Here is a 23843-nt window from a genome sequence, read left to right as displayed (position 1 = left end):
CTGTCGTGGCCGGTCCCACGATCTACAGCCCGCTCACCCTCAGGGTGATGTTCAGCCGCCCGGCGAGACCCAGCTCCGGCGGCCCCGTACCGGGGTGCACGCGGGGCACGCCGTGGTGGGCGAGCCGGGAGGGCCCGCCGAAGACGAACAGGTCGCCGCTGCGCAGTTCCACGTCGGTGTACGGCTTCGTGCGGGTCTCCGTGTTGCCGAAGCGGAAGACGCAGGTGTCGCCGAGGCTCAGCGACACCACCGGCGCGTCCGACTTCTCGTCGGCGTCGCGGTGCATGCCCATGCGAGCCTCGCCGTCGTAGAAGTTGATCAGCGCGATGTCGTACGGGTCCGCCGGTACCGCTTCCGGGCCGAGCGCGTCGGCCACGGCGGCGCGGGCCAGCTCGCCGAGCCAGGCCGGGAAGGGCTTCACGGGGGCGCCGTCGCCGTCGACGACCGTGCGGGCGTAGGCGTACGGGTACCAGTGCCGGCCAGGGCACTCGGGATTCTCCCGTACGGCTCGACCGCAGTTCGGGCACCGGCGTACGGGACCCCAGTGCCAGCCCAGGCAGACCTGCCGGGCGGTCATCGTGCCGCCGCCGGGCGTGTGGACCGTGCGCAGCCCGGCAGGGGGGCGTGCCCAGTCCCGGCAGGCGGCCAGGAGCGCGCGCTGCCGCTCGGCGGGCAGCCAGTGCGGGACGTGCACGGCGCCCGGTGCGACCTCGGCCCGCTCCCGCGGAAACAACTCCACGTCCATGCGCTCCATCCTGCCCGAGCGCCGTCCGACCGGGCCTGAGCTGCGGCTCGGCTAGCCTGGGGGGCGATGAACGACCGTATGACGACTCCGTGGGGCGAGTTCGAGCTGTCCCGCTTCCCCGAGGATCCCCGCGACCCGCTGCGTGCCTGGGACGCCTCCGACGCGTACCTGCTGCGGCACCTGGCCGAGGAGGGGGTGCCGCTCACGGGCGCGGTCGTGGTGGTCGGCGACCGCTGGGGCGCCCTCGCGACGGCGCTCGCACGGCACCGGCCGACGCAGATCACCGACTCCTTCCTGAGCCAGGAGGCGACCCGGGCGAACCTGGCGCGGGCCGGCGTCGAGCCCGGTGCCGTGGGCCTGCTCACCACCCAGGACCCGCCGCCGGAGCGGGTGGACGTGCTGCTGGTGCGCGTGCCGAAGAGCCTGGCGCTGCTGGAGGACCAGCTGCTGCGGCTCGCTCCCGCCGTGCACGCGGACACCGTGGTCGTCGGCACCGGGATGGTGAAGGAGATCCACACCTCCACGCTGCAGCTGTTCGAGCGGATCCTCGGGCCGACCCGGACCTCGCTGGCCCGGCAGAAGGCCCGGCTGATCTTCTGCACCCCGGACCCGGCCCTGGAGCGGCCCGCGAACCCGTGGCCGTACGGCTACGACCTGCCGGAGGACATCGGTACGGTCTCCGGGCGCACGGTCGTCAACCACGCGGGCGTCTTCTGTGCCGACCGGCTGGACATCGGCACCCGGTTCTTCCTCCAGCACCTGCCGCACACGGGCGGCGGGCGCGTGGTGGACCTCGGCTGCGGCAACGGCGTCGTCGGTACGGCGGTGGCGCTGGCCGATCCGCAGGCCGAAGTGCTGTTCGTGGACGAGTCGTTCCAGGCCGTGGCCTCGGCGGAGGCGACGTACAAGGCCAACGGGGTGCCCGGGCACGCCGAGTTCCGGGTCGGGGACGGGCTGGCCGGGGTGGCGCCCGGCAGTGTGGACCTCGTCCTGAACAACCCGCCGTTCCACGCCCACCAGGCGACGACCGACGCGACGGCGTGGCGGATGTTCACCGGGGCGAAGCGTGCGCTGCGCCCCGGCGGCGAGCTGTGGGTGATCGGCAACCGGCACCTGGGGTACCACGTCAAGCTGAAGCGGCTGTTCGGGAACAGCCGGCTGGTCGCGAGCGACCCGAAGTTCGTGGTGCTGAAAGCCGTCAAGCGGGGCTAGCACCGGGCTCTCGGCCCAGGACGCCGATGATGCGCGCGACCTCCCGGGCCATCGCCTCCCGGCCCACGCTGAGGTACTTGCGTGAGTCGACGGCCTCCGGGTGGGCGGCGAGGAAGTCCCGGATGGCGCTGGTCATGGCCGCATTCAGGGCGGTGCCGACGTTGACCTTGGCGATGCCGCCCGCGACGGCGGCGACCAGGCCGTCGTCCGGCACGCCGGAGGACCCGTGCAGGACCAGCGGGACAGTCAGCGCGGCGGACAGCCGCTTGAGCAGTCCGTGGTCGAGGGCGGCGGAGCGGGTGGTCATGGCGTGCACGCTGCCGATGGCCACGGCGAGGGCGTCGACCTCGGCGCGGGCGACGAAGTCGCGCGCCTGGTCGGGATCGGTACGGGCGCCGGGTGCGTGAGGGTCCAGCGCGGGCCGGCCGTCCTTGCCGCCGACCTGCCCCAACTCCGCCTCGATCCACAGCCCTTGGGCGTGCGCCCAGTCGGCGGCGGCCCGGGTCGCGGCCAGGTTCTCGGCGTAGGGCAGGCGGGCGGCGTCGTACATCACCGAGCTGAACCCGGCGCCGTGCGCCTGGCGCAGCAGGTCGTCGCTCTGCACATGGTCGAGGTGCAACGCGACGGGTACGTCGGCGCGTTCGGCGGCGGCGACGGCCGCGCGGGCGATCGGCAGGAGCCGTCCGTAGCGGAACTTGACGGCGTTCTCGCTGACCTGGAGGACCACGGGTGCGCCGGTGGACTCGGCGCCGGCGATGACGGCCTCGACGTGTTCCAGGGTGATGATGTTGAAGGCGGCGACGGCGGAGCGGGCTTCGGCGGCGCGGCTGATCAGCTCGCCGGTGGTCGCGAGGGGCACGGCTTGGCTCCCTTCCGGGGTGCGGGTCAGTCGGCGAGGATCACCGAGCGGGTGAGGTGGCGCGGCCGGTCGGGATCGAGGCCGCGGTGGGCGGCGACGGCGACCGCGAGGCGCTGGACGCGGACGAGTTCGGCGAGCGGGTCGAGCGTGCCCTCGACCCACCGGGCGCCCGTGGTGCGCACCTGCTCGGCGAGGCCTGCGGGCGCTTCGCCGAGCATCCAGGTCGCGGTGCCCTCGGTGGTGACGCTGATCGGCCCGTGCCGGTACTCCATCGCCGGGTAGGCCTCGGTCCAGGACAGCGAGGCCTCCCGCATCTTCAGGCCGGCCTCGCTCGCGAGACCGACGCTCCAGCCGCGGCCCAGGAAGCTGAACTGGGTGCAGTCCACGAGCCCTTCGGGCAGGGGAGACGCGAGGGCCGTGCGGGCGTCGGCGACGACGGCGTCGGTGTGCAGGCCGAGGTGGGTACGCAGGAGGGTGAGTGCGGTGGTCGCGAACCGGGTCTGGACGACGGAGCGCTCGTCGGCGAAGTCCAGCACGACCAGGTCGTCGGCGGCGGTCATCACGGGAGTGGCGGGGTCGGCGGTGAGGGCCGTCGTCCGCGTGGTCCCCCTCAACTGCCCGAGCAGGTCCAGCACTTCGGTGGTGGTGCCGGAGCGGGTGAGGGCGACGACCCGGTCGTACGACCGCCCGCGCGGGAACTCGGAGGCGGCGAACGCGTCCGTCTCCCCCTGCCCCGCGGCCTCCCGCAGCGCGGCCACCGCCTGCGCCATGAAGTACGACGTCCCGCACCCGACGATCGCGACCCGCTCCCCCGCACCCGGCAGCGCGTCGCCGTGCCGCCCCGCCTCCTCGGCCGCCCGTATCCAGCACTCGGGCTGACTGTTCAGCTCGTCCTCGACATGGCTCATGCCACACCCTCCCCTTGCTGATTGTTCCTGCAAGATATAGCGAGCTTTCGAGCACAATCAAGCATTCGAGCGCAGGGAGGGGTGCGCTAGGGTCGCCGGAGAGACGGAGAACGGAGGCTGCGGATGTCCCGGGACGCCCGCTGGAAGGCGCTGCTGGAACTGCTCGTCGAGCGCGGCCGGCTGGAGGTCGAGGAGGCCGCGGCCGAGCTTGAGGTGTCGGCGGCGACGATCCGCCGGGACTTCGACCAGCTCGCCGAGCAGCAGATGCTGGTGCGCACCCGGGGCGGGGCCGTGGTGCACGGGGTGTCGTACGAACTGCCCCTGCGCTACAAGACGGCCCGCCGCGCCTCCGAGAAGCAGCGGATCGCCAAGGCGGTCGCGGATCTCGTGGCGCCGGGCGAGGCGGTCGGGCTGACCGGCGGCACGACCACCACGGAGGTGGCCCGCGCCCTGGCGGTGCGCGGCGACCTCGGCACCGGCTCGCCGGCGCTCACCATCGTCACGAACGCCCTCAACATCGCCAACGAGCTCGCGGTACGCCCGCAGTTCAAGATCGTGGTGACCGGCGGGGTCGCGCGCCCGCAGTCGTACGAACTCATCGGTCCGCTCGCGGACGGCGTGCTCGGCCAGATCACGCTCGACGTGGCCGTCCTCGGCGTGGTCGCGTTCGACGTCACGCACGGCGCGGCGGCGCACGACGAGGCGGAGGCGGCGATCAACCGGCTGCTGTGCGAGCGCGCCGAGCGGGTGGTCGTGGCCGCCGACTCCAGCAAGCTCGGCCAGCGCGCGTTCGCCCGTATCTGCGCGGCGGAGCTGGTGGACACGCTCGTCACCGACACGGCGGTGGGGCAGGACACCGTGCGCCGCTTCGAGGAGGCGGGTATCCGGGTCCTCGCGGTGTGACGCTCCGGCGCGGGGCGTCAGAAGCCGCTGCGGTCGGCCTTCACGAACCCCGCGCCGCGCTGGTCGTTGCAGCCGGCCACCGCCCGGTCGGCCGGGTCCGGCCCGGCCTGCTGGGCCTGGAGCGCCACGCTCGCGAGGGTCAGCAACAGGTCGACGTCGCTCGCGGCGTCGAGCCTGAGGGTCACCCACTGCGAGCCCGGCACGATCCGGATGGCGCCCGTGTGCTTCAGGTCCTTGGCGAACCGGCGGATGGCCCGGTCGGTCAGCCGCAGATCGACATCGCGGTCGGAGTGGAAGTGGGCGATCTCGCCCTGGGCCGAACGTACGGCCTGCCCCAGGCCGCAGCTCGGGACGGCCTGTCTCAGGTCCGGCCAGGTCGCCAGTTGCGCGAGCGCGCGCGAGGCCAACGTCATGAGGCCATCATGGCCTGCTCACCCGCCCGCAACCAGCTCGTGAGCAAGCATTAACCGACCTGTAGCCATGACCGTTCCGGACGCCGCCGGGTGCGTCCGCGTCGCGAACAGGGGCCGTCGGACGCCTGGTTGACCCCATCGGGCTTCACCGGGATCCGGAAATCATCGCTGGTCAGAGGTGCTTCAGGCGCACACTCCGTCTATCGGATTCCCTATGACGAACAGCCTCACGTGTGACAAACCCGCGCGCCTGTTCTCATTCTTCGGAGCCTCCTGCCGTCCGAGCGCGGTCATGCCGAGATAGTTCCAGGTGCTCCCCATCGCCTCGTCACCGCGGTTGTTGATGAAATAGGTGCGGAACACCCGGTCGCTGTCGCGGGCATTCAGATGAGCCAGGTTGCCGACATGGTCGGCCACCATGGAGCAGCCGCGGCAGGCATGGTCGGGCCAGCCGAAGACGCCGGGCTCCACCGCCAGCCACGGCATGCGCCGACGCTTGGCGGCCAGTGCGTCACGGGCGTGGGTCAGCTGCTTCTCTTCCACGAGCAGTTGCCGGCGCGCGGCCTCCCACTCCTCCGACGAGACGATCGGGGGTGTCTTCATGGTGGCGTTCACCTTGCAGGGGGTGACCCGGGCGCTGCTGCGGGCCCCGTACCTCCAGGGTCGAACGCCACCGACCCGCTCGCATCTTCGGCAGAGTGAAGGCGCGGGGTGAGGGCTTTTCGCGATGAAGAATTCTCGCGACGAAGGCGAAGAGGCGTACCCACTCCTCGCCACTCTCAACGTATAGCGCACAGGGGGGCTTGCGGCAAGGCCCCGGTCGTAGCGCACAATCACTGGCCGAGGCCAGAACCTGCGGAAATCGGAGATTCACGAACTGTGCATTCTTTTGTCGAAATCGGAGCTGGTGCCATGAACCCCCTGACCACCAGCGCGTTCGACCTTCCCGACCATCTCGCCCCCAAGGCCGACCCGATGCTGATCGCCGGCGACGAGCAGCACTTCGCGGCCATCGCGGAGAGCCTCGAGCAGACGATCGCCGAACTGTCCGACCGGCTCGACGACTTGCGCAAGGCGCCCGGCGGCCTGGGCCGCGAGGCGATGGAGCGGGACACGGAGATCCACCGGCTGACCGGTCGCCTGCGCACCTTGCGCCGCTACGGCCTGGACCTGTGCCTCGGACACATCGTCGGCGCGGACGAGACCGAGCCCGTGTACATCGGACGACTCGGCCTCACCGACAGCGCGGGTCGACGGCTGCTGATCGACTGGCGCTCCCCCGCGGCCGAGCCGTTCTTCGCGGCGACCCACGCCAACCCGATGGGTCTGGCGAGCCGCCGCAGGTATCGGTGGACCCGCGGCCGGATCAGCGACTACTGGGACGAGGTGTTCGCCGCCGACGGCCTGGAGGGACACGCCGCGCTCGACGACCAGTCCGCCTTCATCGCCAGCCTGGGCAGCACCCGCTCGCCCCGGATGCGGGACGTGCTCGCCACCATCCAGGCCGACCAGGACGCCATCATCCGGGCGGGCTCCCGCGGGGCTCTCGTCGTCGACGGCGGTCCGGGTACGGGCAAGACCGTGGTTGCTCTGCACCGCTCCGCGCACCTCCTCTATTCCGACCCCCGCCTCGGTCACCGTCGGGGCGGCGTACTGTTCGTCGGTCCGCACGAGCCCTACCTGGCCTACGTCGCCGACGTCCTGCCCAGCCTCGGAGAGGAGGGCGTGCAGACCTGCACCCTGCGGGACCTGGTCGCCGAGGGAGCCGGAGCGGCGGTCGAGGCCGATCCGGACGTGGCCGTGCTGAAGTCGTCCGCGGACATGGTGAAGGCGATCGAGAAGGCCGTCAGGTTCTACGAGGAGCCGCCCACCAAGGGGCTGACGGTCACGACCGACTGGGGCGAGGTCCGGCTGAGCGCCGACGACTGGGCCGAGGCGTTCCAGGCTCCGGAGCCGGGCACCGCGCACAACGAGGGTCGGGACCAGGTCTTCGAGGAGCTGGTCGCGATCCTGCTGGACAAGCTCGACAGGGAGGACGTCACCCCCGACCAGCTCCGCGCGGCGCTGCGGCGTGACGAGGAGCTGGTCACCACTCTCCAGCGGGCCTGGCCGCTGCTCGAAGCGGCCGACCTCGTCGGGGACCTGTGGTCGGTCCCCGCCTACCTGCGCATGTGCGCGCCCTGGCTCGGCCGCGACGACGTACGCAAGCTGCAGCGCAAGGACGACCCGCAGGCCTGGACGGTGTCCGACCTGCCGCTCCTGGACGCCGCACGGCAGCGGCTCGGGGACCCGGAGGCGGCGCGGCGCAAGCGTCGGCAGGAAGCCGCGCTCGCCGCCCAGCGTGAGCGCATGGCCCAGGTCGTCGACAATCTGATCGCGGCCGATCACGACGGCGAAGGCCTCATGACGCAGCTGCGCCGAGCGGACTTCCAGCGCAATCTGGTCGACGAGTCCGAGCTGCCCACGCTCGACCCGGACCTGCTCGCGGGACCGTTCGCGCACATCGTCGTGGACGAGGCCCAGGAACTGACCGACGCTGAGTGGCAGATGCTGCTGCTGCGCTGCCCGTCCCGGAGCTTCACCGTCGTCGGGGACCGCGCCCAGGCCAGGCACGGGTTCACCGAGTCCTGGCGGGAACGGCTCGAAAGGGTCGGTTTCGACCGGATCGACGTGGCCTCCCTGAGCATCAACTACCGGACGCCGGAAGAGGTCATGGCCGAGGCCGAGCCGGTCATCCGGGCCGCGCTCCCGGACGCCAACGTGCCGACCTCCATCCGCGCGACCGGCGTCCCCGTGGTCCATGGATCCGTCGCGGAGCTGGACTCGGTCCTCGACGCGTGGCTCGCCGCGCATGCCGACGGGATCGCCTGCGTGATCGGCGATCCCACGTTCCGGGCGGCGTCGCCCCGCGTGCGGTCGCTGACCCCGGAGCTGTCGAAGGGGCTCGAGTTCGACCTGGTCGTCCTCGTCGACCCGGAGGAGTTCGGCACGGGCATCGAAGGAGCGGTCGACCGCTATGTCGCGATGACCCGGGCGACCCAGCAACTCGTCGTCCTCACGAGCTGACGTCGGCCGAGGGACACGGCGACCTGAACCACACGCTCTGGTCGCGGAGCGTTCTGGGCAGCCCGAACAGCGGGAAGAGGCTGTTGTCGCCGAAGCGGGTGATGGCGGAGATCCGGTCGCCCTCCAGGGTGAGCACCACCAGTCCGTAGGCGTGCGCGATCGGGCTGTGGGGGTCGCGGAGGTAGGAGCCGAACGCGGGCTGGCCGTTCGCGCGCGCGGGTACGAGACGGAGCGCCTGACCGCCCCACCAGGGGAGGGTCCGGTAGAACCGGGAGATCGCCGCGTGTCCCTGGTACTCCAGGGGCTCGGGCGGCATCGTCAGCCACGCGTCCTCGGTCAGCAACGCGACGAGCCCGTCGACGTCGGAGTTCTCCAGTGCGTCCACGAACCGCCCCGCGAGCCGGCGTTCACGGGGTGAGCGGGGCAGTGGCGCCCGGTCGCGGTCGCGTGCGGGCCTTTGGTCGTCGAGGGTCGTACGCGCCCGCTGCAGGGCGCTGTTCACCGAGACTCCGCTGCTGTCGAGCAGGTCGGCCACCTCGGCCGTACGGAAGCCGAGCACGTCGCGCAGCACCAGTACCGCCCGCTGCCGGGGCGGCAGGCGCTGGAGTCCGGCCACGAAGGACAGCGCCAGTGCCTCCCTCGTCTCGTAGCGGGCCTCCGGTCCCGGGGCGGTGTCCGGCAGGTCCTCCAGCAGGGCGTCCGGGTAGGGCTCGAACCAGGCCGGTTCGGAGCGGCGCGTGGGCTCGGGCACGTCGCGCGGGGGGCGGGCCGGCTGGCGCGGCTGCGGTCGGCGGCCCGTGTCGCGCAGCGCGTTCAGGCAGCGGTTGGTCGCGATGCGGTACAGCCAGGCCCGTACGGAGGCCCGCCCCTGGAATCCCCCGAGCCCGCGCCAGGCGGCCAGAAGGGTCTCCTGGACCGTGTCCTCCGCGTCCTGCACGGAGCCGAGGATCCGGTAGCAGTGCAGCTGGAGCTCGCGCCGGTAGGGCTCGGTGAGCCGGCGGAACGCCTCCCCGTCACCCGCCCGGGCACGGTCCAGGGTCGATTCGGTCACCACGGCATCCTCGCCTCGCCTCTGCTCGCCTCTTCCGTTCGTCCTCCAGGTAAGGACACCGTCCGGGCCGAAAAGTCATCGGTGAGTTCTCCGGGGCGGCCGTGTCTCAACAAACGACCGGGTTTCCACACGCATGCCGATGAGGAACGGAGATCGCCGCCATGACGAACATCGCGGGTGGTGCAGCCCTGATCACCGGAGGTAGTCGCGACATCGGCCGGGAGACCGCTGCGCGAGCCATCTTCGACGGGGCGGAGAAGGATGAAGGTGCGGCCGGCGAGGCTCTCGGGGGCGGAACATGCCCAGTCGCGCCCTCCTGCGTTCGCTGCCCGACCCCACCGATGTGAGAGCGAGAGAGACCATGACCGACCACAAGACCGGAACACATGAGGAGTGGCTCGCCGCCCGGCTGGACCTGCTCGCGGCCGAGAAGGCCCTGACGCGTCAGAGCGACGAAGTGGCGCGGCAGCGGCAGGAGCTGCCCTGGGTCCGCGTCGAGAAGGAGTACCGCTTCGAGACCGACAAGGGCACGGCGTCGCTGGAGGACCTCTTCGACGGACGCTCGCAACTCCTCGTCTACCACTTCATGTTCGGCCCCGACTACAAGGCGGGGTGCCCGTCCTGCTCGGCCATCGCGGACGGCTTCGACGGCTCCGTCGTCCACCTCGCGCATCACGACGTCACGCTCTGCGTGGTGTCACGAGCCCCGCTCGCGAAACTGCGGGCGTACAAGGAGCGGATGGGCTGGAGCTTCCCCTGGGCGTCGTCGTACGGCAGTGACTTCAACCACGACTTCGGAGTGGCGCACACCGAGGAGGAGTGGCGGTCGGGAGCCGTCACCTACAACTACCGCGAGAACCGGGACTTCCGCCTGCCGCCCGGCGAACAGGGCACCCGGCTGGCCGAGTTCGCGTCGACCGTGGGCACGGACTGGGACACCTACCGGCGCGAGGGACCGGGCATGAGCGCGTTCGCGCGCGAGGACGGCGTCGTGTACCACACCTACTCGACGTACGAGCGCGGCCTCGACGGCCTCTGGGCCATGTACCAGTGGCTCGACCGCGCACCGCTGGGCCGCAACGAGACCGGCCTGTGGTGGCGCCGCCACGACGAGTACGACAACGACGAGTAGGACGCCCCGGGATCCGCGCGGGGACATCCGAGGCTTCACCCGATCACGAAGGAACGTCATGACCATCCGCAACGCCCTTGTCATCGGTGCCTGCGGCGACGTCGGCCGTGCCACCACCGACGCCCTCACCGCCGCCGGAGCCCGCGTCCTGGCCGCCGGCCACGAGCGGGACGCCACGGATCCCGCGCAGGTCGCCGCGCTCCTCGCCGAGGCCGACCCGGACCTCGTCGTGGTCGCCGCGGGTACGCGCCCGCGGATGGCGCCGGTCGACGAACAGAGCTGGGAGTCGTTCTCGGCGCCGTGGAACGTCGACATGAAGATCGCCTTCGAGGTCGGCCGTGCCGCCCTGGTACGCCCGCTGCGTGCGAACTCGACCGTGGTGATCGTGTCGAGCGGCGCCGCGCTCGGCGGCTCGCCGCTGTCGGGCGGCTACGCGGGCGCCAAGCGGATGCAGATGTTCCTGGCCGACTACCTGCAGTCCGCCGCCGACGCCCGCAGACTCGGGATCCGGTTCGTCGCCCTGGTCCCGCGCCAGCTGCTGGCCGGCACCCCGATCGGCGAGGCCGCGGCCGCCGCGTACGGCGCCGGGACCGGCCAGTCGGCCGAGGCCTACCTGAAGGAGCGCTTCCCGGTACCACTCGGCCCCGCCGGGGTCGCCCGCGCCATCGTGTCGATCGCCGCCGACGAGGAACACCGCCACAGGACGCTGCTGGCCGTGACGGGCAAGGGACTTGAGGCGATCTGATCCCTGTGCCGCAAGGGGATTTGTTGCGAACGCAAACAAATGCCGAGCGTCCAGCGCGAACACTGCGCACGGCGCGCTTACTATCCGGTCATGGCAGACATCCCGGACGAATTGATCAGGCTGGAACGTTCCGCCGAAGAGGAGCGGGCCAGGCTGGCCGGCCTGACCGGCGACGAGTACGACGAGCAGTGGCGCCGCTGGCGTACGGCGTCGGAGGCCGTGCAGGCGGCGATCACCGCGCACGCCGAGGCGACCGAGGCCAGCCGGTACGAGGTGGAGCAGGCGGTGAAGTGCGCGGTGCGGCACGCACAGGAGGATCCGGCTGTCGAGTAGCCGGCACCGTCCTGGTGCGCTCCCCCATGTGCGCCGTGCGCCCCACAGCGCAGCCGTGCGCCCAGAGAGGCAAGGCGATCTGTTTCGGTCAGCGGCACGGGCCTTGATAATGACGAGACGTCATGGGTGGGTCACGGACGGGGGAGGAACTGTGGCACGCAGACGGGCACTCGACGCACCCCATCGAGAACTGATCACGGAAATCGCCAGGGATGTGATCAAGGAATTAGCCCCGGAAGAAGTGCCGATGTTCTCGGCGGTCAGCCAGGCATACTTCGCCGATCCTCGACGGGCGACGTCCGGAAAGGGGTCCCGGAGGTCGCCGCTCGGGTTCGGATCCGAAGCGGTCGAACTCATCCTGACGCCGGTCGTCCTGGCCGCCACGGCCAAAGCCGTCGAATGCCTGGCGGAAATCCGCTTCCAGCACATCACGAGGGAAGGCACCGTCTCAGCCCTGCGACGGATCTTCCGTGTCGGACAGCGCTCGCAGGGCGCACCCGTACCGGATGACGCTGCCGAGAGCGCATCCTCCGGAACCGCCGCCATCGAATTGCGGCAGGAGGACATCGAACCGCTCAGGCACGTGGTGGAAACGACCCTCCACGACTGTGGGGTCGCTCCGGAGAGCTCCCGTCTGATTGCGGACGCGATCATAGGCCGGTGCCGCGCTCCACGGCCGACCAGCTAGCGCCGCGGCGCCGCCATGAGCACGAACAGAGAAGCATTCACCGGGCGGCGTGCCGGACAGCGGGCGTCACCCGGTCTTCCCGGCGGCACGACCAGCCGGTTCGTCCTTCTGATCGCGGCCGTGGGTGCGGGTGGGCTGTATGTGTTCCTTCAGGCCTACTTCCTCGTCCCGCAGAACGCGGACTATTTCTTCGGCACCTTCAGCCGGTGCTTCCAGGACCCCCGGATCTCGCTCCCGGATCAGACCAACCAGGGCTACGAGGAGTCACGGCGCCTGTTGTCGGCCTGTGAGCAGCCCGCCTTCGTCGACCAGGCGCAGTGGATCGGCATCGGGTTCCTGCTGCTGTGCGCCGTGTCGTCGGCTTGTTACCTCTCGCACCCCTGGTGGGTGACCCGCAGCAGGTGCGAGAGATTTCCGGCACTGCCGAGCCTGCGCTCGCGGACGCTGTCGCGGTTTCCCTCGAAGGACAAGCCGGAAGAGCGGGAGATGGCGGAGTACCTCGCCGATCTGTGCCGCGCGGTCGGCGTGCAACCCGAGCCCGTCTGGCTGCTGGACGCTTGGGCAGCTTCGAAGAACGGGCTCACCTTCGGCCTGCCCTGGCGACGGTGCGTCATCGTCGATGACGGTCTGGCGAAGTGTTTCCACGCCGATCGCGACCTGTTCCGCGCCGTGATGGTGCACGAGCTGGCGCACCTGCGCAATCGCGACGTGGACAAGACCTATCTGGCCTTTGGCATCGGGTGGGCCTTCCTGATCGTCGCGGTGATGCCCTTCGGAGCGCTGGCTCTGCACAGCGCGTGGTCCGGCGGGCCACCGGTGCTCCCTTCAGGCGCCCTGCAGTACCTCGTGGACGCGCCGCATGCCCTGGGACTGGCAGCCGCCCTCACCCTGCTCGTCCGTCTGGTGCGGAACTCGGTCCTGCGGGCCCGCGAGTTGCACGCCGACGCCACGGCTGCGGCGCAGGTCGGGTACGAGGGGGCAGCGGCGATCCCCCGGGGGCTACCGGACCGGCCCACCTCGGGCCAAGGCTCCGCACGCGCCGCCTTCGCCCGGCTCACCCGCCGGCTGGGATACTGGCCGACACCCGAGACGCGGCAGCGCGTGCTGCGCGAACCGGCCCTGCTCACCCGCCCGACCGTGTGGGAGATGCTGGCTGCCGGAGTCGTGGCAGGCGTCTTCACAGCCAGCGCCGATGACCTGGTGGACACTCTGTTCCGGCTGCTCCTGGGCAAACTCAACACCCTCGCGGGCAACCTGACGGTCGGCTGCGCCATCGGCGCCGGACTCGCGGGAGTGCTCGCCGCGGCCGTGTGGCGCACCGTCGCGGCGTCCGACCTGGAACCCCGGTCCCCCAGGGCCGCCTGGCCGGCGCTTCCCACCGGACTCGTCGGGGGGTACCTCGCCGGAGCCAGCCTGCCTCTGATCACGGACGGAACCGAGCTGCCCGCCACCACGATCGAGGTCCAGGGCTTCGCATGGCTGCCGAGGACGGGACCGGTTCTGCTGGCCGGGGCCCTGTGCGTCACGGTCTGGCTCATCTCCGCGGCGCGCGGCCTGCTTCCCCGGGCCCGGGGTCGGAGAGCCCTGTACGCGGTGGTGGCCACGTCCGTCGTCTCCTTCGCCCCGTGGTTCGCCGTCTGGTACTCCCTCCGGCGAGTCGACGCGAGCAACGCATTCCAGCCCGTCCTGGGGGACGCCCCGGACATCGGCTCCTCGATCGGCTGGTACACGGTGCTCGGCCGCTGGACGGGCTTCACGTGGACGCCGCTCACTGTGCAGGGACAGCTCCCGTCCGCCCTGGTGGGCCTGATGCTGCTCTGGCTCGTGCCGCTCGGCTTCCTCCTGTCCTCGGGCAGGGTGAGCGGCACCGATGCGGAGGCCCGGCCACAGATCGGGACGGCTCTGCTCGTGGGCCTGGCCGGAGGGATCTCCGTGGTCGCCGCGGGCACGGCTCTGCCGTTCCTCGCGCGCACCGCACTGCCGCCCGCCGTCCTGCACTATTCCGGAACGCAGCAGGACACGGGGTTCCCGGCCGTCTACTGGCACACCTACATCGCCCTCGCATGCGTCGCCCAGGGTGCCGTGGCCATGGTGCTCTCCGCCACTGTCCGAAGGCACCGGCCCGCACTGGTCCTGGCCGCCGTATCGCTGACCGCGCCGGCGGCGGCTCTCGGCCGCGCGCCGGCCTTCGCGGTGGTCGGCTGTACCCGCCTCTTCGGCGCATCCGCCCGCCACTGTTCCGTCCCGTTCGACCCCGAGGTGCTCGCCGGGGACCTGCGGATCATCACCCTGCGCGGGCTGCTGGCCGTAATTCCCGCAGCCCTGCTGGGAGCCGCCGCAGGAGCGCTCGCCCGGAGCCGGATACCCGCACTGCGCGACACGCGCCCAGCGGGCGAGTACCGGAAACCTGCCCGGACCCATGTCTGGGCCCTGGCTACGGCCCTCGTCGTCCTCGTCGCAGCCGACGTCGCTTCCGTGGCTCTCGCACTCCCCGCAGACCAGTACGCCTGGGAGATCTGGCTCAGAGGCTGACACCTCACGGCCGCAACCGACTGGCCTCCCGCAGGCCGGCCACGGCAGCCGACCCCGTCAGACCGCCTGTCCCGTACTCCCCCTGACCACGAGGCGCGGTGCCAGGACGACCTCGCGCGGCTCCTCGCGTCCCTCGTCGAGCCGCTCCACGGCCGCCCGGACCGCGTGCCGCGCCTGGTCCTCCGCGCTCTGGCTGACCGTCGTGAGATCGACGAGGCTCAGCCGGGAGAGCGCGTCGTCGTCGTAGCCGGCGACCGAGACCCGGCCGGGGACGGCCACCCCCGCACGGGACAGGGCGGCGAGGACGCCGATGGCGCACTGGTCGTTGAACGCCACGACGGCGGTGGGCAGTTCGCCCTCGTCGAGCAGGTGCCGGGCCGCGCGTCCCCCGGACCGCTCGGTGTTGTCGCCGGACAGGATCCGGATGTGCTCGGCGAGGCCGTGCCGGCGCATGGCGTCCCGGTAGCCGCGGCGCCGGTCGGTGGCGATGACGCCCTTGCCGCCGTCGACGTGGGCGATCGAGCGGTGCCCGAGCGCGACCAGATGGTCGACGACCTGGCCGACCCCGTCGTCGTCCGCGGTCCGTACGACGTCGAGCTGCGCGCCGGGGATACGGCGGCCCACGGCGACCACGGGCGCCTTGCGGTGCAGGGCGGCGAGCGTGTCGGCGGGGGCGACCGGGCCGAGCAGGATGAGCGCCTCGCTGCGGAAGGCGAGCAGGGTCTCGACGGCGGTGTGCTCGTCGCGGGTGCGGGTCTGGGTGCTCAACACCAGGTCGTAGCCGAACTCCTCGGCCGCCGTGTGCAGGTGCTCGACGAGTTCGGCGTGGAAGGGGCTGTGGACGTCGACCATGACACCGAGCAGCCGGCTGCGTCTGCTGGCCAGCAGGCTGGCCGTGCGGTCGGGCTGGTACCCGAGGTCGGCGGCGGCCTTCAGGACGCGCTGCCGGGTGCGCTCGCTCGGGCCGGGCACCCCGCGCAGGACCAGGGACACCGAGGCGGTGGACAGGCCCACCCGCGCCGCCACGTCCTCCAGCCGGGGGCGGGAACCTGCGTCGGCCACTGATCCTCCTGCCGGATTCTCCTGCTGCGACACCCTTGACATGTCGGCGAAACCGGTCCGATAGTACCAGCACTTAAAGCGTTTTAAAAGGTTCTGTTGCCCGGACAAAGAACCCGGTGGAACGCTGACAAAGACCCCAGTGGAACGCCGATGACGACGAAGCACAGCGAGGTGCACGCGCCATGAACCACCGTCTCCCCCGCAGCATCACCCCCGTCCTCGCCACGGCCACGGCGGCGACCCTGGTCCTCGTCGGCTGTTCCAGCAGCTCCGGCGGCAAGAAGGCCGAGGAGGCGGGCAACCGGGCGTCGGCCGGGAGGGCCACGACCCCCCGGATGACGATCGCGATGGTCACCCACGCGCCCGCCGGTGACACCTTCTGGGACACCATCCGCAAGGGCGCCGAGGCCGCCGCGGCCAAGGACAACGTGAAGCTGATCTACGCGAACAGCGAAACGGCCGCCACCCAGGCCACCCTCGTGCAGAACGCGATCGACCAGAAGGTCGACGGCATCGCCGTGACCCTCGCCAAGCCCGACGCGATGAAGGCCGTGGTCGCCAAGGCCGAACGGGCCGGCATCCCGGTCGTCGGCTTCAACGCCGGACTGGCCGACTGGAAGAAGCAGGGGCTGCTGGAATTCTTCGGGCAGGACGAGTCCGTCTCCGGCCAGGCGCTCGGCACGAAGCTGAACGGGACCGGCGCGAAGCACGCCGTGTGCGTCATCCAGGCCCAGGGGGACGTCAACCTGGAGGACCGCTGCAAGGGCGTGAAGATGACGTTCAACGGCACGACGGACACGCTCTACGTCAACGGCACCGACATGCCGTCGGTGAGGTCCACGATCACCGCCAAGCTGAAGCAGGACAGCTCGATCGACTACGTCGTCACGCTCGGCGCCCCCTACGCGCTGACGGCCGTGCAGTCGGTGTCGGAGGCGGGCAGCAAGGCGAAGGTCGCGACCTTCGATCTCAACAAGGAGTTGGTCAACGCGGTCAAGAACGGCAGCATCCAGTTCGCCGTCGACCAGCAGCCGTACCTCCAGGGCTACTTGGCGGTCGACTCGCTGTGGCTCTACAAGACCAACGCCAACTACAGCGGAGGCGGTGAGGAGCCGGTGCTGACCGGTCCGGCCTTCGTCGACAAGTCCAACGTCGACACCATCGCCCGGTTCGCCGCCCAGGGAACCCGCTGAGCCGGGATCGGGCGCCTTCGAGCCCGCTCCATCCGGCACACTCGGCCCCATGGAGACTGCCGAATTCCTCGAGATCCTGGACCGGGAGGGCCGGCTGCTGGCCGCGGCGGCCGAGCGGGCGGGTACCGACGCCAAGGTGCCGACCTGCCCGGAGTGGCAGGTCAGGGACCTGCTGCGGCACACGGGCGCGGTGCACCGGTGGGCCACGGCGTTCGTCTCCGACGGGCACACCGCGCCGCGTCCCTTCGCCGACGGCCCGGATCTGGACGGCGCCGAGCTGGTGGCCTGGTACCGGGACAGCCACCGCCTGCTGGTCGAGACCCTGGCCGCCGCGCCGGCCGACCTGGAGTGCTGGACCTTCCACCCGGCCCCCTGCCCGTCACCGCTGACGTTCTGGACCCGGCGGCAGGCGCACGAGACGGCCGTCCACCGTTACGACGCCGAGGCCGCGCGGGGCGGTACGGCATCGCCGGTCGCGACGGAGTTCGCGGCCGACGGCATCGACGAGCTGCTGCGCGGCTTCCACGCCCGGTCCCGCAGCCGGGTCCGCACCGAGCGCCCGCGCACGCTTCGGGTGCGGGCGGTGGACGCGGGTGCGGACGCGGTGTGGACCGTACGGCTGTCGGCGGAGCCGCCTGTCACCTCGCGGGACGGATCCGGGGAGGCGGAAGCCGAACTGGCGGGCCCTGCCGACCAGTTGTACCTGGCACTGTGGAATCGGACGCCGGTGCCGAGTGTGACGGGTGATCCCTCTCTCGCGACGCTGTGGCGGGAGCGGTCCGGGATCGCCTGACGCCCCGTCAGCCTTCCTCGGTCAGCATCCGGGCCAGCACCGCGCGCTGCATCGGCCGTACCTCGCCGTGCAGTGCGCGCCCCTTGTCCGTGAGCACCACGCGCACCCCGCGCCGGTCCTCCGGACACATGGCCCGCTCGACGAGGCCGTCCTTCTCCAGGCGGCCGATCAGCCGGGACAGCGCGCTCTGGCTCAGATGGACCCGCTCCGCGATCTCCTGGACGCGGCAGGCGCCACCGCCGCCGGATCCCGCACACTCGGCGAGCAGGTCGAGGACCTCGAAGTCGCTGGCGCACAGGCCGTGTCCATGCAGGGTCCGGTCCAGCTCGCACTGGGTGCGGGCATGCAGCGCGAGCATGTCCCGCCACTGCTCCACAAGCGCCTGCTCAGGCCTGTTCGCTGCCATGAGCGCACCGTAGCAGAGAAACGAGATTATTGCATCGTAATTAAATGCATTTGCATTCGATGCATGCGCATGTAGTGTCGTCGGCATGACCTCTCCGCTCACCACCCCCTCCTCCGAGGGACGCTGGACTCCCCGGCTGTGGGGCACCCTGCTGGTGCTGTGCGCCGCGATGTTCCTGGACGCGCTCGACGTGTCGATGGTCGGCGTCGCGCTGCCGTCCATCGGCTCGGATCTCCATCTGTCCACGTCGACGCTGCAATGGATCGTCAGCGGCTACATCCTGGGATACGGCGGGCTGCTCCTCCTCGGCGGCCGCACCGCCGATCTGCTCGGCCGGCGCCAGGTGTTCCTGGTGGCCCTCGGCGTCTTCGCGCTCGCCTCGCTGCTCGGCGGGCTCGTGGACTCGGGCCCGCTGCTGATCGCCAGCCGCTTCATCAAGGGCCTGAGCGCGGCCTTCACGGCCCCGGCGGGCCTGTCGATCATCACCACGACGTTCCCGGAGGGCCCGCTGCGCAACCGCGCGCTCTCCATCTACACCACCTGCGCCGCCACCGGCTTCTCTATGGGTCTGGTCCTCTCCGGCCTGCTCACCGAGGCCAGTTGGCGTTTCACCATGCTGCTGCCCGCGCCCATCGCGCTGATCGCCCTCGCCGCCGGCCTCAAGCTGCTGCCGCGCAGCGCACGCGAGAAGAACCACGCCGGCTACGACATCCCGGGCGCCGTCATCGGCACCGCGTCGATGCTGCTGCTGGTCTTCACGGTCGTCCAGGCACCCGAGGCGGGCTGGGCCTCCGCCCGCACGCTGCTGTCCTTCCTGGCCGTCGCGGTCCTGCTGACCGCGTTCGTCCTGGTCGAGCGACGCTCACCGAGCCCGCTCGTCCGGCTCGGGGTGCTGCGCTCGGGCAGCCAGGTCCGCGCCCAGCTCGGCGCGGTGGCCTTCTTCGGCTCCTACGTCGGCTTCCAGTTCCTGACGACGCTGTACATGCAGTCCCTGCTCGGCTGGTCCGCGCTGCACACGGCGCTAGCCTTCCTGCCGGCGGGCGCACTGGTGGCGGTGTCGTCGACGAAGGTCGGCGCCATCGTCGACCGGTTCGGCACCCAGCGGCTGATCGCGGCCGGCTTCGCGCTGATGGCCGTCGGGTACGCGCTGTTCCTCCAGGTCGACCTGGACCCGGTGTACGCGGCCGTCATCCTGCCGTCGATGCTGCTGATCGGCGCGGCCTGCGCGCTGGTCTTCCCCTCGCTCAACATCCAGGCCACCAACGGCGTGGAGGACCACGAGCAGGGCATGGTCTCCGGGCTGCTCAACACCTCGGTGCAGGTGGGCGGCGCGATCTTCCTGGCCGTCGTGACGGCCGTGGTGACCGCGGCCGCGCCGGCCGACGTCACCCCGCAGGCCGTCCTCGACAGCTACCGGCCGGGTTTCATGGTCGTCACGGGCATCGCCGTGGTCGGCCTGCTGATCACCCTCACCGGGCTGCGCGGCCGTGGCACCCAGCCGTCGCTCGTGGTCACCGGATCCACCGTGAAGGAGGCGGAAGCGGAGCGCGTGGCGGTCCGCGACTAGGCGCTCCGCTCGGAGTGCCGCGATGGGCGGTCGGATGTCTGCCGCGCCGTCGTGGCTGGTCGCGCAGTTCCCCGCGCCCCTTCGGGGCCCGTGCGCCCGGCGGGGCCGGTTGCTCCGCCGGGCGCCCGTCTGTGAGGCTGCGGGAATGTACGCATACGGGGGACGCCGCACCAACGCCCAACGGGACGCGGCGACGATCGAGATCGGCTACGCACTGGTCAGCGCCGCCTTCGCGGCAGCGGTGCTGTTCGGCGCTCTGGCAGGGCCCGCGCTGGTCTTCGACCTGCCGCATCTGCTGTCCAAGACCCTGCTGCGGCTCGGCATTGGGGTCGCACCAGTGGTCTTCGTGGCCCGCGTGGTGAGTGTGCTGGTCCGCTTCCGGCGGGCCGCTCAGCCGAGCCAGCCGGGCCGTACCAGTCCCGACTCGTAGGCGAGGACGACGAGTTGGGCGCGGTCCCGGGCGCCCAGCTTGACCATCGTGCGGCTCACATGGGTCTTGGCCGTGAGCGGGCTGACCACCAGGCGGCGGGCGATCTCCTCGTTGGACAGGCCGATGCCGACCAGCGCCATCACCTCCCGCTCCCGCTCGGTGAGCCGGGCGAGCGTGCCAGCCGCCGCGGGCGCCTTGGAGCGGGCCGCGAACTCGGCGATGAGCCGGCGGGTGACACCCGGGGACAGCAGCGCGTCGCCCTCGACCACCGCCCTCACGGCGCGCACGAGTTCGTCCGGCTCGGTGTCCTTCACCAGGAATCCGGAGGCGCCCGAACGGATCGCCTCGAAGACGTACTCGTCGAGTTCGAAGGTGGTGAGCATGACCACCTTCACGTCCTTCAGCTCCGTGTCCCCGGTGATGCGGCGGGTCGCGGCCAAGCCGTCCAGCCGGGGCATGCGGATGTCCATCAGGACGACGTCGGGCCGCAGTTCGCGCACCCGGCGCAGGGTCTCCTCGCCGTCGGCCGCCTCCCCGGCCACCTCGATGTCCGGCTGTGCGTCGAGCAGCGCCTTGAAACCGGCCCGCACGAGCGACTGGTCGTCGGCGAGCAGTACCCGGATCACTGGTCCTCCCTGGTGTGCAAGGGCAGTACGGCGAGCACCCGGAAGCCGCCGTCGGGGCGCGGGCCCGCCTCGATCGTGCCACCCAGCGCGGCCGCCCGCTCCCGCATGCCGGCCAGCCCGTTCCCGCTGCCGCCGGCGTCGGCTCCGGTCGCGGGCCCGTCGTCGTCGATCCGCAGCCGGAGTTCGCCGCCGCCCTGTTCGAACCGCACGCGCGCGTGCCTCGAACCGGAGTGCCGTACGACGTTGGTCAGGGCCTCCTGCACGATGCGGAAGGCCGCGAGGTCGGCGCCGGGCGGCAGATGCGGAGCCTCGCCCTGGACGCCGACGGTCAGTCCGGCGGCCGCCGCCTGTTCGACCAGTTCCGGCAGCCGGTCCAGACCGGGCGCGGGGGCGCGCGGTGCGGCGCCCGGTGCGCGCAGGGTGTCGAGGACCTGGCGCACCTCACCGAGGGCCTCCTTGCTGGCGGCCTTGATGGTGGTGAGCGCGGCGCGCGCCTGTTCGGGGTCGCTGTCCAGCAGCGCGAGGCCCATGCCCGCCTGGACGTTGATGACGGAGATGCTGTGCGCGAGGACGTCGTGCAGCTCGCGGGCGATCCGCAGCCGCTCCTCGTCGGCTCGCCGCTTGGCGGCCTGGGCGCGGTCCGCGCGCTCCCGCGCCCACTGCTCGCGCCGTACCCGGCCGAGTTCGGAGAGCGCGACGATGGTCAGCACCCAGGTGGCGACGACGATCTCCTGCCCCACGCTCGCCGCGGTGTCGCCCCGGGGCGGCAGCCAGCGGTAGAGCCAGAGCGCGACCAGGGCGTGCCCGGCCCACAGCAGGCCGACGGCGGCCCAGGCGGCCCGCCGGTGACCGGCGACGACGGCGCTGAAGCAGCTGACCGCGACGGTCAGGAAGACCGGCCCGTAGGCGTAGCCCGCGCTCAGGTAGACCAGGGCCGCCGTCGCCGTACCGAAGGCGACGGCCACCGGATGGCGGTGCCGCCACAGCAGCAGGAGCGAGGCGACGAGCAGCAGCACGCGCGCGTAGCCGTCGAGCTGTACTCGGTGGGGCTGCGAGTGTGCGGCGAAGTTGGAGCCGACGAGGACGAACGCGGTGATCAGCGCGGTGGAGCGCCAGGGCAGGCGGGCGGGGTGCGGCTCCGGTCCGTCGGGGCGGTTCCCCCACGGGGGCCCGTACCGCCACCAGTGCGAGGGACCGCCTCCGCGCTGCTCTTCCATGCCCGCCACGCTAGACGCCGACGGGCCGCGCGGACGTCAGCCGGGCGAGGTGATCACGGGTACTCTCCGGGGAGTACGACCGCTCGTGCGCTCAGCGCCCGCCGGTGAGCGCCTCCACCTCGGCGGTGAACAGCAGCTCGGGGTCGAAGCCCATGCCCGTGAAGTGGCCGGCGAGTTCCAGGGAGAGGACCCCGTGCAGACGGGTCCAGACGGCCAGGGCACGGCGCAGGACGGACGGCGGGGCGGGGTGGTCACCGGCCCAGTGGTGGTGGTCGGCGAGGTGGGTTTCGAGCGCGTCGGGTGAGGCGGTCCCCGCTCCCTCGGCCGCGCACACGTCGAGCAGGGCCGCCATGATCTCCCGGGCGATGGCGGTGGTGTCGTCCGGCGCCTGGTAGCCAGGGACGGGCGTGCCGTAGACGAGGAAGTAGCGCTGGGGGTCCTCCAGCGCCCAGCGGCGCAGCGCCCGGGCCAGGCCGGGCAGCCCCGAGCCCGCGTCGGCCGCGGCGCGGAAGGTGTCCGCCAGGCTGCGGTAGGCGTCCCGGACCAGCTCGGTGATCAGGTCGTCCCGGCCGCCGAAGTACCGGTAGAGCGCCGGGCCGCTCATGCCCAGCTCCTTGGCGATGGCGTTGAGGGACAGCCCCGAGGCCCCGGCGGTGGCGATCTGCTCCCAGGCCCGCGCCTTGATCTCCGCCCGCACCTGGCTGCGGTACCGCTCCCGTGGACTTGCCGCGCCTGCCGCCATCGCCTTCACCCTCCTCGCCGCCAGGGTTTCAACCTATCACTGGCAAGAGAGGTCGTAACAGCAGCCGCGAACGAGAACTTGACACCGAAGATAGCGGGGGTCATTTTGGTTATAGCTTCTAACTCAAGCGAAGTGCTCTAGCCCAACGGCTTTGGCACCCCTTCCCCGATCCGGAGGTCGTCATGGAAAGCAAGGAACTCGTCGAGGTCGTCCTGCCGGGCACGGTCGAGCCCGAGGAGCTGCAGCTCCGGCACCGGGACATCCCGCTGCCGGGCGCCGGGCAGATCGTGGTGCGGGTGGAGGCCACCGGGGTGTCCTTCGCGGAGCAGCAGATGCGCCGGGGCCGCTACTACGACCAGCCGCCGTTCCCGTTCGTGCCCGGCTACGACCTGGTCGGCACGGTTCTCACGGCCGGTACCGGCGTCGCGCCGGGTCTCGTCGGCAAGCGGGTGGCGGCGCTGGTCAAGGTGGGCGGCTGGGCCAGTCATGTGGTGCTCGACGCGGCCGACGCGGTGGAGGTGCCGGCCGGGATCGGCGCTGCGGAGGCGGAGACGCTGGTGGTCAACGGGATCACCGCGTGGCAGATGCTGCACCGCCAGGCCCGGGTGCGCAACGGCGGGACGGTCCTCGTCCACGGCGCGAACGGCGGTGTCGGCACGGTCCTGGTCCAGCTCGCGCGTGCGGCGGGCCTGAAGGTGATCGGCACGGCGTCCGCACGCCACCACGAGGGCCTGCGCGACCTCGGCGTCACCCCCGTCGACTACCGCACCGAGAACGTCCCGGCCCGGGTCCGGGAGCTGGCCCCCGGCGGAGTCGACGCGGTCTTCGACCACCTCGGCGGGCGCAGCGTGACCGACTCCTGGCGGCTGCTCGCCCCCGGCGGGACCCTCGTCGCCTACGGCAGCGCCACCACCCGGGACGACACGGGCTCCAAGCAGTGGCCCGTCCTGAAGATCCTCGGCCGGGTGTGGTGGTGGAACGCGCTGCCGAACGGCCGCCACGCCTACTTCTTCAACGTGTGGGCGGGTCGCGCCCTGAACAAGGACCGCTTCCGGACCCGGCTGCGGGCCGACCTCACCCAGGTCTTCCACGCCCTGGAGCGCGGCGAGGTCACCGCGCGGATCGCCGCCCGGCTGCCGCTCACCGAGGTCGCGCAGGCGATGCGGCTGGCGGAGTCCGGCACGGTGACCGGGAAGGTCGTCCTGATTCCCGAGGCGTAG

24 protein-coding genes are annotated in these 23843 nt (G+C 71.7%); 13 read left to right on the top strand and 11 right to left on the bottom strand.

Annotation, left to right across the window (positions count from 1 at the left end; translation table 11 throughout):
• Positions 1 to 22: 22 nt before the first annotated feature.
• Positions 23 to 745, bottom strand: a complete 723-nt coding sequence (locus CRP49_RS30330; protein WP_097256213.1) for an alpha-ketoglutarate-dependent dioxygenase AlkB — start codon at positions 743 to 745, stop codon at positions 23 to 25.
• A gap of 78 nt (positions 746 to 823) precedes the next feature.
• Here CRP49_RS30330 and CRP49_RS30325 point away from each other — a divergent pair, with 78 nt between their 5' ends.
• Entirely contained in the window at positions 824 to 1957 is a 1134-nt protein-coding gene (locus tag CRP49_RS30325; protein WP_097256212.1) for a methyltransferase, read from the top strand.
• Here the strand turns inward: CRP49_RS30325 and CRP49_RS30320 are convergent.
• Together CRP49_RS30320 and CRP49_RS30315 are read right to left on the bottom strand one after the other, a co-directional pair.
• Positions 1944 to 2816, bottom strand: coding sequence for a class II fructose-bisphosphate aldolase (locus tag CRP49_RS30320; protein WP_097256211.1), 873 nt, complete (start codon positions 2814 to 2816; stop codon positions 1944 to 1946). The genes CRP49_RS30325 and CRP49_RS30320 overlap by 14 nt on opposite strands.
• Positions 2817 to 2842: 26 nt before the next feature.
• A complete protein-coding gene (locus CRP49_RS30315; protein WP_097256210.1) occupies positions 2843 to 3724 on the bottom strand; it encodes an SIS domain-containing protein in 882 nt (293 codons plus the stop codon).
• 123 nt (positions 3725 to 3847) lie between these two features.
• Between CRP49_RS30315 and CRP49_RS30310 the strand changes: the two genes are divergently transcribed.
• Positions 3848 to 4627: a DeoR/GlpR family DNA-binding transcription regulator gene (locus CRP49_RS30310; protein ID WP_067010898.1), complete on the top strand. Its 780-nt coding sequence runs from the start codon at positions 3848 to 3850 to the stop codon at positions 4625 to 4627.
• A gap of 17 nt (positions 4628 to 4644) precedes the next feature.
• Here CRP49_RS30310 and CRP49_RS30305 read toward each other — a convergent pair whose 3' ends face one another.
• A complete protein-coding gene (locus CRP49_RS30305; RefSeq protein WP_179851800.1) occupies positions 4645 to 5040 on the bottom strand; it encodes a luciferase family protein in 396 nt (131 codons plus the stop codon).
• A gap of 183 nt (positions 5041 to 5223) precedes the next feature.
• Positions 5224 to 5643, bottom strand: coding sequence for a DUF899 family protein (locus tag CRP49_RS30300; protein ID WP_179851799.1), 420 nt, complete (start codon positions 5641 to 5643; stop codon positions 5224 to 5226).
• 309 nt (positions 5644 to 5952) lie between these two features.
• On the opposite strand from CRP49_RS30300, the gene helR reads away from it, so the two are divergent.
• Positions 5953 to 8106, top strand: a complete 2154-nt coding sequence (gene helR, locus CRP49_RS30295) for an RNA polymerase recycling motor ATPase HelR (protein ID WP_097256208.1) — start codon at positions 5953 to 5955, stop codon at positions 8104 to 8106.
• Here helR and CRP49_RS30290 read toward each other — a convergent pair.
• Positions 8096 to 9157 (bottom strand): sigma-70 family RNA polymerase sigma factor, encoded by a 1062-nt coding sequence (locus CRP49_RS30290; RefSeq protein WP_097256207.1) that lies wholly within the window; start codon positions 9155 to 9157, stop codon positions 8096 to 8098. The genes helR and CRP49_RS30290 overlap by 11 nt on opposite strands.
• A 361-nt stretch (positions 9158 to 9518) precedes the next feature.
• Here CRP49_RS30290 and CRP49_RS30285 point away from each other — a divergent pair, with 361 nt between their 5' ends.
• From CRP49_RS30285 to CRP49_RS30265, 5 genes are all read left to right on the top strand, one after another.
• Entirely contained in the window at positions 9519 to 10289 is a 771-nt protein-coding gene (locus CRP49_RS30285; RefSeq protein WP_097256206.1) for a thioredoxin family protein, read from the top strand.
• A 58-nt stretch (positions 10290 to 10347) separates the two neighbouring features.
• Entirely contained in the window at positions 10348 to 11034 is a 687-nt protein-coding gene (locus CRP49_RS30280) for an SDR family NAD(P)-dependent oxidoreductase (protein ID WP_097256205.1), read from the top strand.
• Between the two features lie 90 nt (positions 11035 to 11124).
• Entirely contained in the window at positions 11125 to 11367 is a 243-nt protein-coding gene (locus CRP49_RS30275; RefSeq protein ID WP_179851798.1) for a hypothetical protein, read from the top strand.
• Positions 11368 to 11518: 151 nt separating this feature from the next.
• Positions 11519 to 12055 (top strand): hypothetical protein, encoded by a 537-nt coding sequence (locus tag CRP49_RS30270; protein ID WP_143670035.1) that lies wholly within the window; start codon positions 11519 to 11521, stop codon positions 12053 to 12055.
• Between the two features lie 15 nt (positions 12056 to 12070).
• Complete coding sequence (locus CRP49_RS30265) at positions 12071 to 14587, top strand: M48 family metalloprotease (protein WP_107487121.1); 2517 nt, start codon at positions 12071 to 12073, stop codon at positions 14585 to 14587.
• Positions 14588 to 14644: 57 nt separating this feature from the next.
• Here CRP49_RS30265 and CRP49_RS30260 read toward each other — a convergent pair whose 3' ends face one another.
• Entirely contained in the window at positions 14645 to 15691 is a 1047-nt protein-coding gene (locus tag CRP49_RS30260; protein ID WP_097256202.1) for a LacI family DNA-binding transcriptional regulator, read from the bottom strand.
• 140 nt (positions 15692 to 15831) lie between these two features.
• Between CRP49_RS30260 and CRP49_RS30255 the strand changes: the two genes are divergently transcribed.
• Complete coding sequence (locus tag CRP49_RS30255; RefSeq protein ID WP_097256201.1) at positions 15832 to 16842, top strand: sugar ABC transporter substrate-binding protein; 1011 nt, start codon at positions 15832 to 15834, stop codon at positions 16840 to 16842.
• Positions 16843 to 16891: 49 nt separating this feature from the next.
• Positions 16892 to 17635, top strand: coding sequence for a maleylpyruvate isomerase family mycothiol-dependent enzyme (locus tag CRP49_RS30250; protein WP_097256200.1), 744 nt, complete (start codon positions 16892 to 16894; stop codon positions 17633 to 17635).
• 7 nt (positions 17636 to 17642) lie between these two features.
• Here the strand turns inward: CRP49_RS30250 and CRP49_RS30245 are convergent, their stop codons facing one another.
• Positions 17643 to 18041 (bottom strand): MarR family winged helix-turn-helix transcriptional regulator, encoded by a 399-nt coding sequence (locus CRP49_RS30245; RefSeq protein WP_097256199.1) that lies wholly within the window; start codon positions 18039 to 18041, stop codon positions 17643 to 17645.
• 85 nt (positions 18042 to 18126) lie between these two features.
• Here CRP49_RS30245 and CRP49_RS30240 point away from each other — a divergent pair, with 85 nt between their 5' ends.
• Together CRP49_RS30240 and CRP49_RS30235 are read left to right on the top strand one after the other, a co-directional pair.
• Positions 18127 to 19608 carry an MFS transporter gene (locus CRP49_RS30240; RefSeq protein ID WP_097256198.1) on the top strand — a complete coding sequence of 494 codons (1482 nt, stop codon included), beginning with the start codon at positions 18127 to 18129 and terminating at the stop codon, positions 19606 to 19608.
• A 145-nt stretch (positions 19609 to 19753) separates the two neighbouring features.
• Positions 19754 to 20038, top strand: coding sequence for a DUF6332 family protein (locus CRP49_RS30235; protein ID WP_097256197.1), 285 nt, complete (start codon positions 19754 to 19756; stop codon positions 20036 to 20038).
• On the opposite strand, the gene CRP49_RS30230 is transcribed toward CRP49_RS30235, so the two are convergent.
• From CRP49_RS30230 to CRP49_RS30220, 3 genes are all read right to left on the bottom strand, one after another.
• Entirely contained in the window at positions 19999 to 20664 is a 666-nt protein-coding gene (locus CRP49_RS30230; RefSeq protein WP_097256196.1) for a response regulator transcription factor, read from the bottom strand. The genes CRP49_RS30235 and CRP49_RS30230 overlap by 40 nt on opposite strands.
• On the bottom strand, positions 20661 to 21881 hold the full coding sequence (locus CRP49_RS30225; protein WP_097256195.1) for a sensor histidine kinase: 1221 nt from the start codon (positions 21879 to 21881) through the stop codon (positions 20661 to 20663). Before CRP49_RS30225 ends, CRP49_RS30230 begins: the two co-directional genes overlap by 4 nt.
• A gap of 91 nt (positions 21882 to 21972) precedes the next feature.
• Positions 21973 to 22623: a TetR/AcrR family transcriptional regulator gene (locus CRP49_RS30220; protein WP_097256194.1), complete on the bottom strand. Its 651-nt coding sequence runs from the start codon at positions 22621 to 22623 to the stop codon at positions 21973 to 21975.
• Between the two features lie 182 nt (positions 22624 to 22805).
• On the opposite strand from CRP49_RS30220, the gene CRP49_RS30215 reads away from it, so the two are divergent.
• Positions 22806 to 23843 (top strand): medium chain dehydrogenase/reductase family protein, encoded by a 1038-nt coding sequence (locus CRP49_RS30215; RefSeq protein WP_097256193.1) that lies wholly within the window; start codon positions 22806 to 22808, stop codon positions 23841 to 23843.

Source organism: Streptomyces sp. Ag109_G2-15 (genome assembly GCF_900215565.1).
Classification (GTDB): domain Bacteria; phylum Actinomycetota; class Actinomycetes; order Streptomycetales; family Streptomycetaceae; genus Streptomyces; species Streptomyces diastatochromogenes.
This window is presented reverse-complemented; position numbering and strand designations above follow the sequence as displayed.

Coding starts and splice junctions, on each gene's coding strand:
- CRP49_RS30330 (WP_097256213.1), bottom strand. CDS start 745: ATGGACGTGGAGTTGTTTCCGCGGGAGCGGGCCGAGGTCGCACCGGGC.
- CRP49_RS30325 (WP_097256212.1), top strand. CDS start 824: ATGACGACTCCGTGGGGCGAGTTCGAGCTGTCCCGCTTCCCCGAGGAT.
- CRP49_RS30315 (WP_097256210.1), bottom strand. CDS start 3,724: ATGAGCCATGTCGAGGACGAGCTGAACAGTCAGCCCGAGTGCTGGATA.
- CRP49_RS30310 (WP_067010898.1), top strand. CDS start 3,848: ATGTCCCGGGACGCCCGCTGGAAGGCGCTGCTGGAACTGCTCGTCGAG.
- CRP49_RS30305 (WP_179851800.1), bottom strand. CDS start 5,040: ATGACGTTGGCCTCGCGCGCGCTCGCGCAACTGGCGACCTGGCCGGAC.
- CRP49_RS30300 (WP_179851799.1), bottom strand. CDS start 5,643: ATGAAGACACCCCCGATCGTCTCGTCGGAGGAGTGGGAGGCCGCGCGC.
- helR (WP_097256208.1), top strand. CDS start 5,953: ATGAACCCCCTGACCACCAGCGCGTTCGACCTTCCCGACCATCTCGCC.
- CRP49_RS30285 (WP_097256206.1), top strand. CDS start 9,519: ATGACCGACCACAAGACCGGAACACATGAGGAGTGGCTCGCCGCCCGG.
- CRP49_RS30280 (WP_097256205.1), top strand. CDS start 10,348: ATGACCATCCGCAACGCCCTTGTCATCGGTGCCTGCGGCGACGTCGGC.
- CRP49_RS30275 (WP_179851798.1), top strand. CDS start 11,125: ATGGCAGACATCCCGGACGAATTGATCAGGCTGGAACGTTCCGCCGAA.
- CRP49_RS30265 (WP_107487121.1), top strand. CDS start 12,071: ATGAGCACGAACAGAGAAGCATTCACCGGGCGGCGTGCCGGACAGCGG.
- CRP49_RS30260 (WP_097256202.1), bottom strand. CDS start 15,691: ATGTCAAGGGTGTCGCAGCAGGAGAATCCGGCAGGAGGATCAGTGGCC.
- CRP49_RS30255 (WP_097256201.1), top strand. CDS start 15,832: ATGAACCACCGTCTCCCCCGCAGCATCACCCCCGTCCTCGCCACGGCC.
- CRP49_RS30250 (WP_097256200.1), top strand. CDS start 16,892: ATGGAGACTGCCGAATTCCTCGAGATCCTGGACCGGGAGGGCCGGCTG.
- CRP49_RS30245 (WP_097256199.1), bottom strand. CDS start 18,041: ATGGCAGCGAACAGGCCTGAGCAGGCGCTTGTGGAGCAGTGGCGGGAC.
- CRP49_RS30240 (WP_097256198.1), top strand. CDS start 18,127: ATGACCTCTCCGCTCACCACCCCCTCCTCCGAGGGACGCTGGACTCCC.
- CRP49_RS30235 (WP_097256197.1), top strand. CDS start 19,754: ATGTACGCATACGGGGGACGCCGCACCAACGCCCAACGGGACGCGGCG.
- CRP49_RS30225 (WP_097256195.1), bottom strand. CDS start 21,881: ATGGAAGAGCAGCGCGGAGGCGGTCCCTCGCACTGGTGGCGGTACGGG.
- CRP49_RS30220 (WP_097256194.1), bottom strand. CDS start 22,623: ATGGCGGCAGGCGCGGCAAGTCCACGGGAGCGGTACCGCAGCCAGGTG.
- CRP49_RS30215 (WP_097256193.1), top strand. CDS start 22,806: ATGGAAAGCAAGGAACTCGTCGAGGTCGTCCTGCCGGGCACGGTCGAG.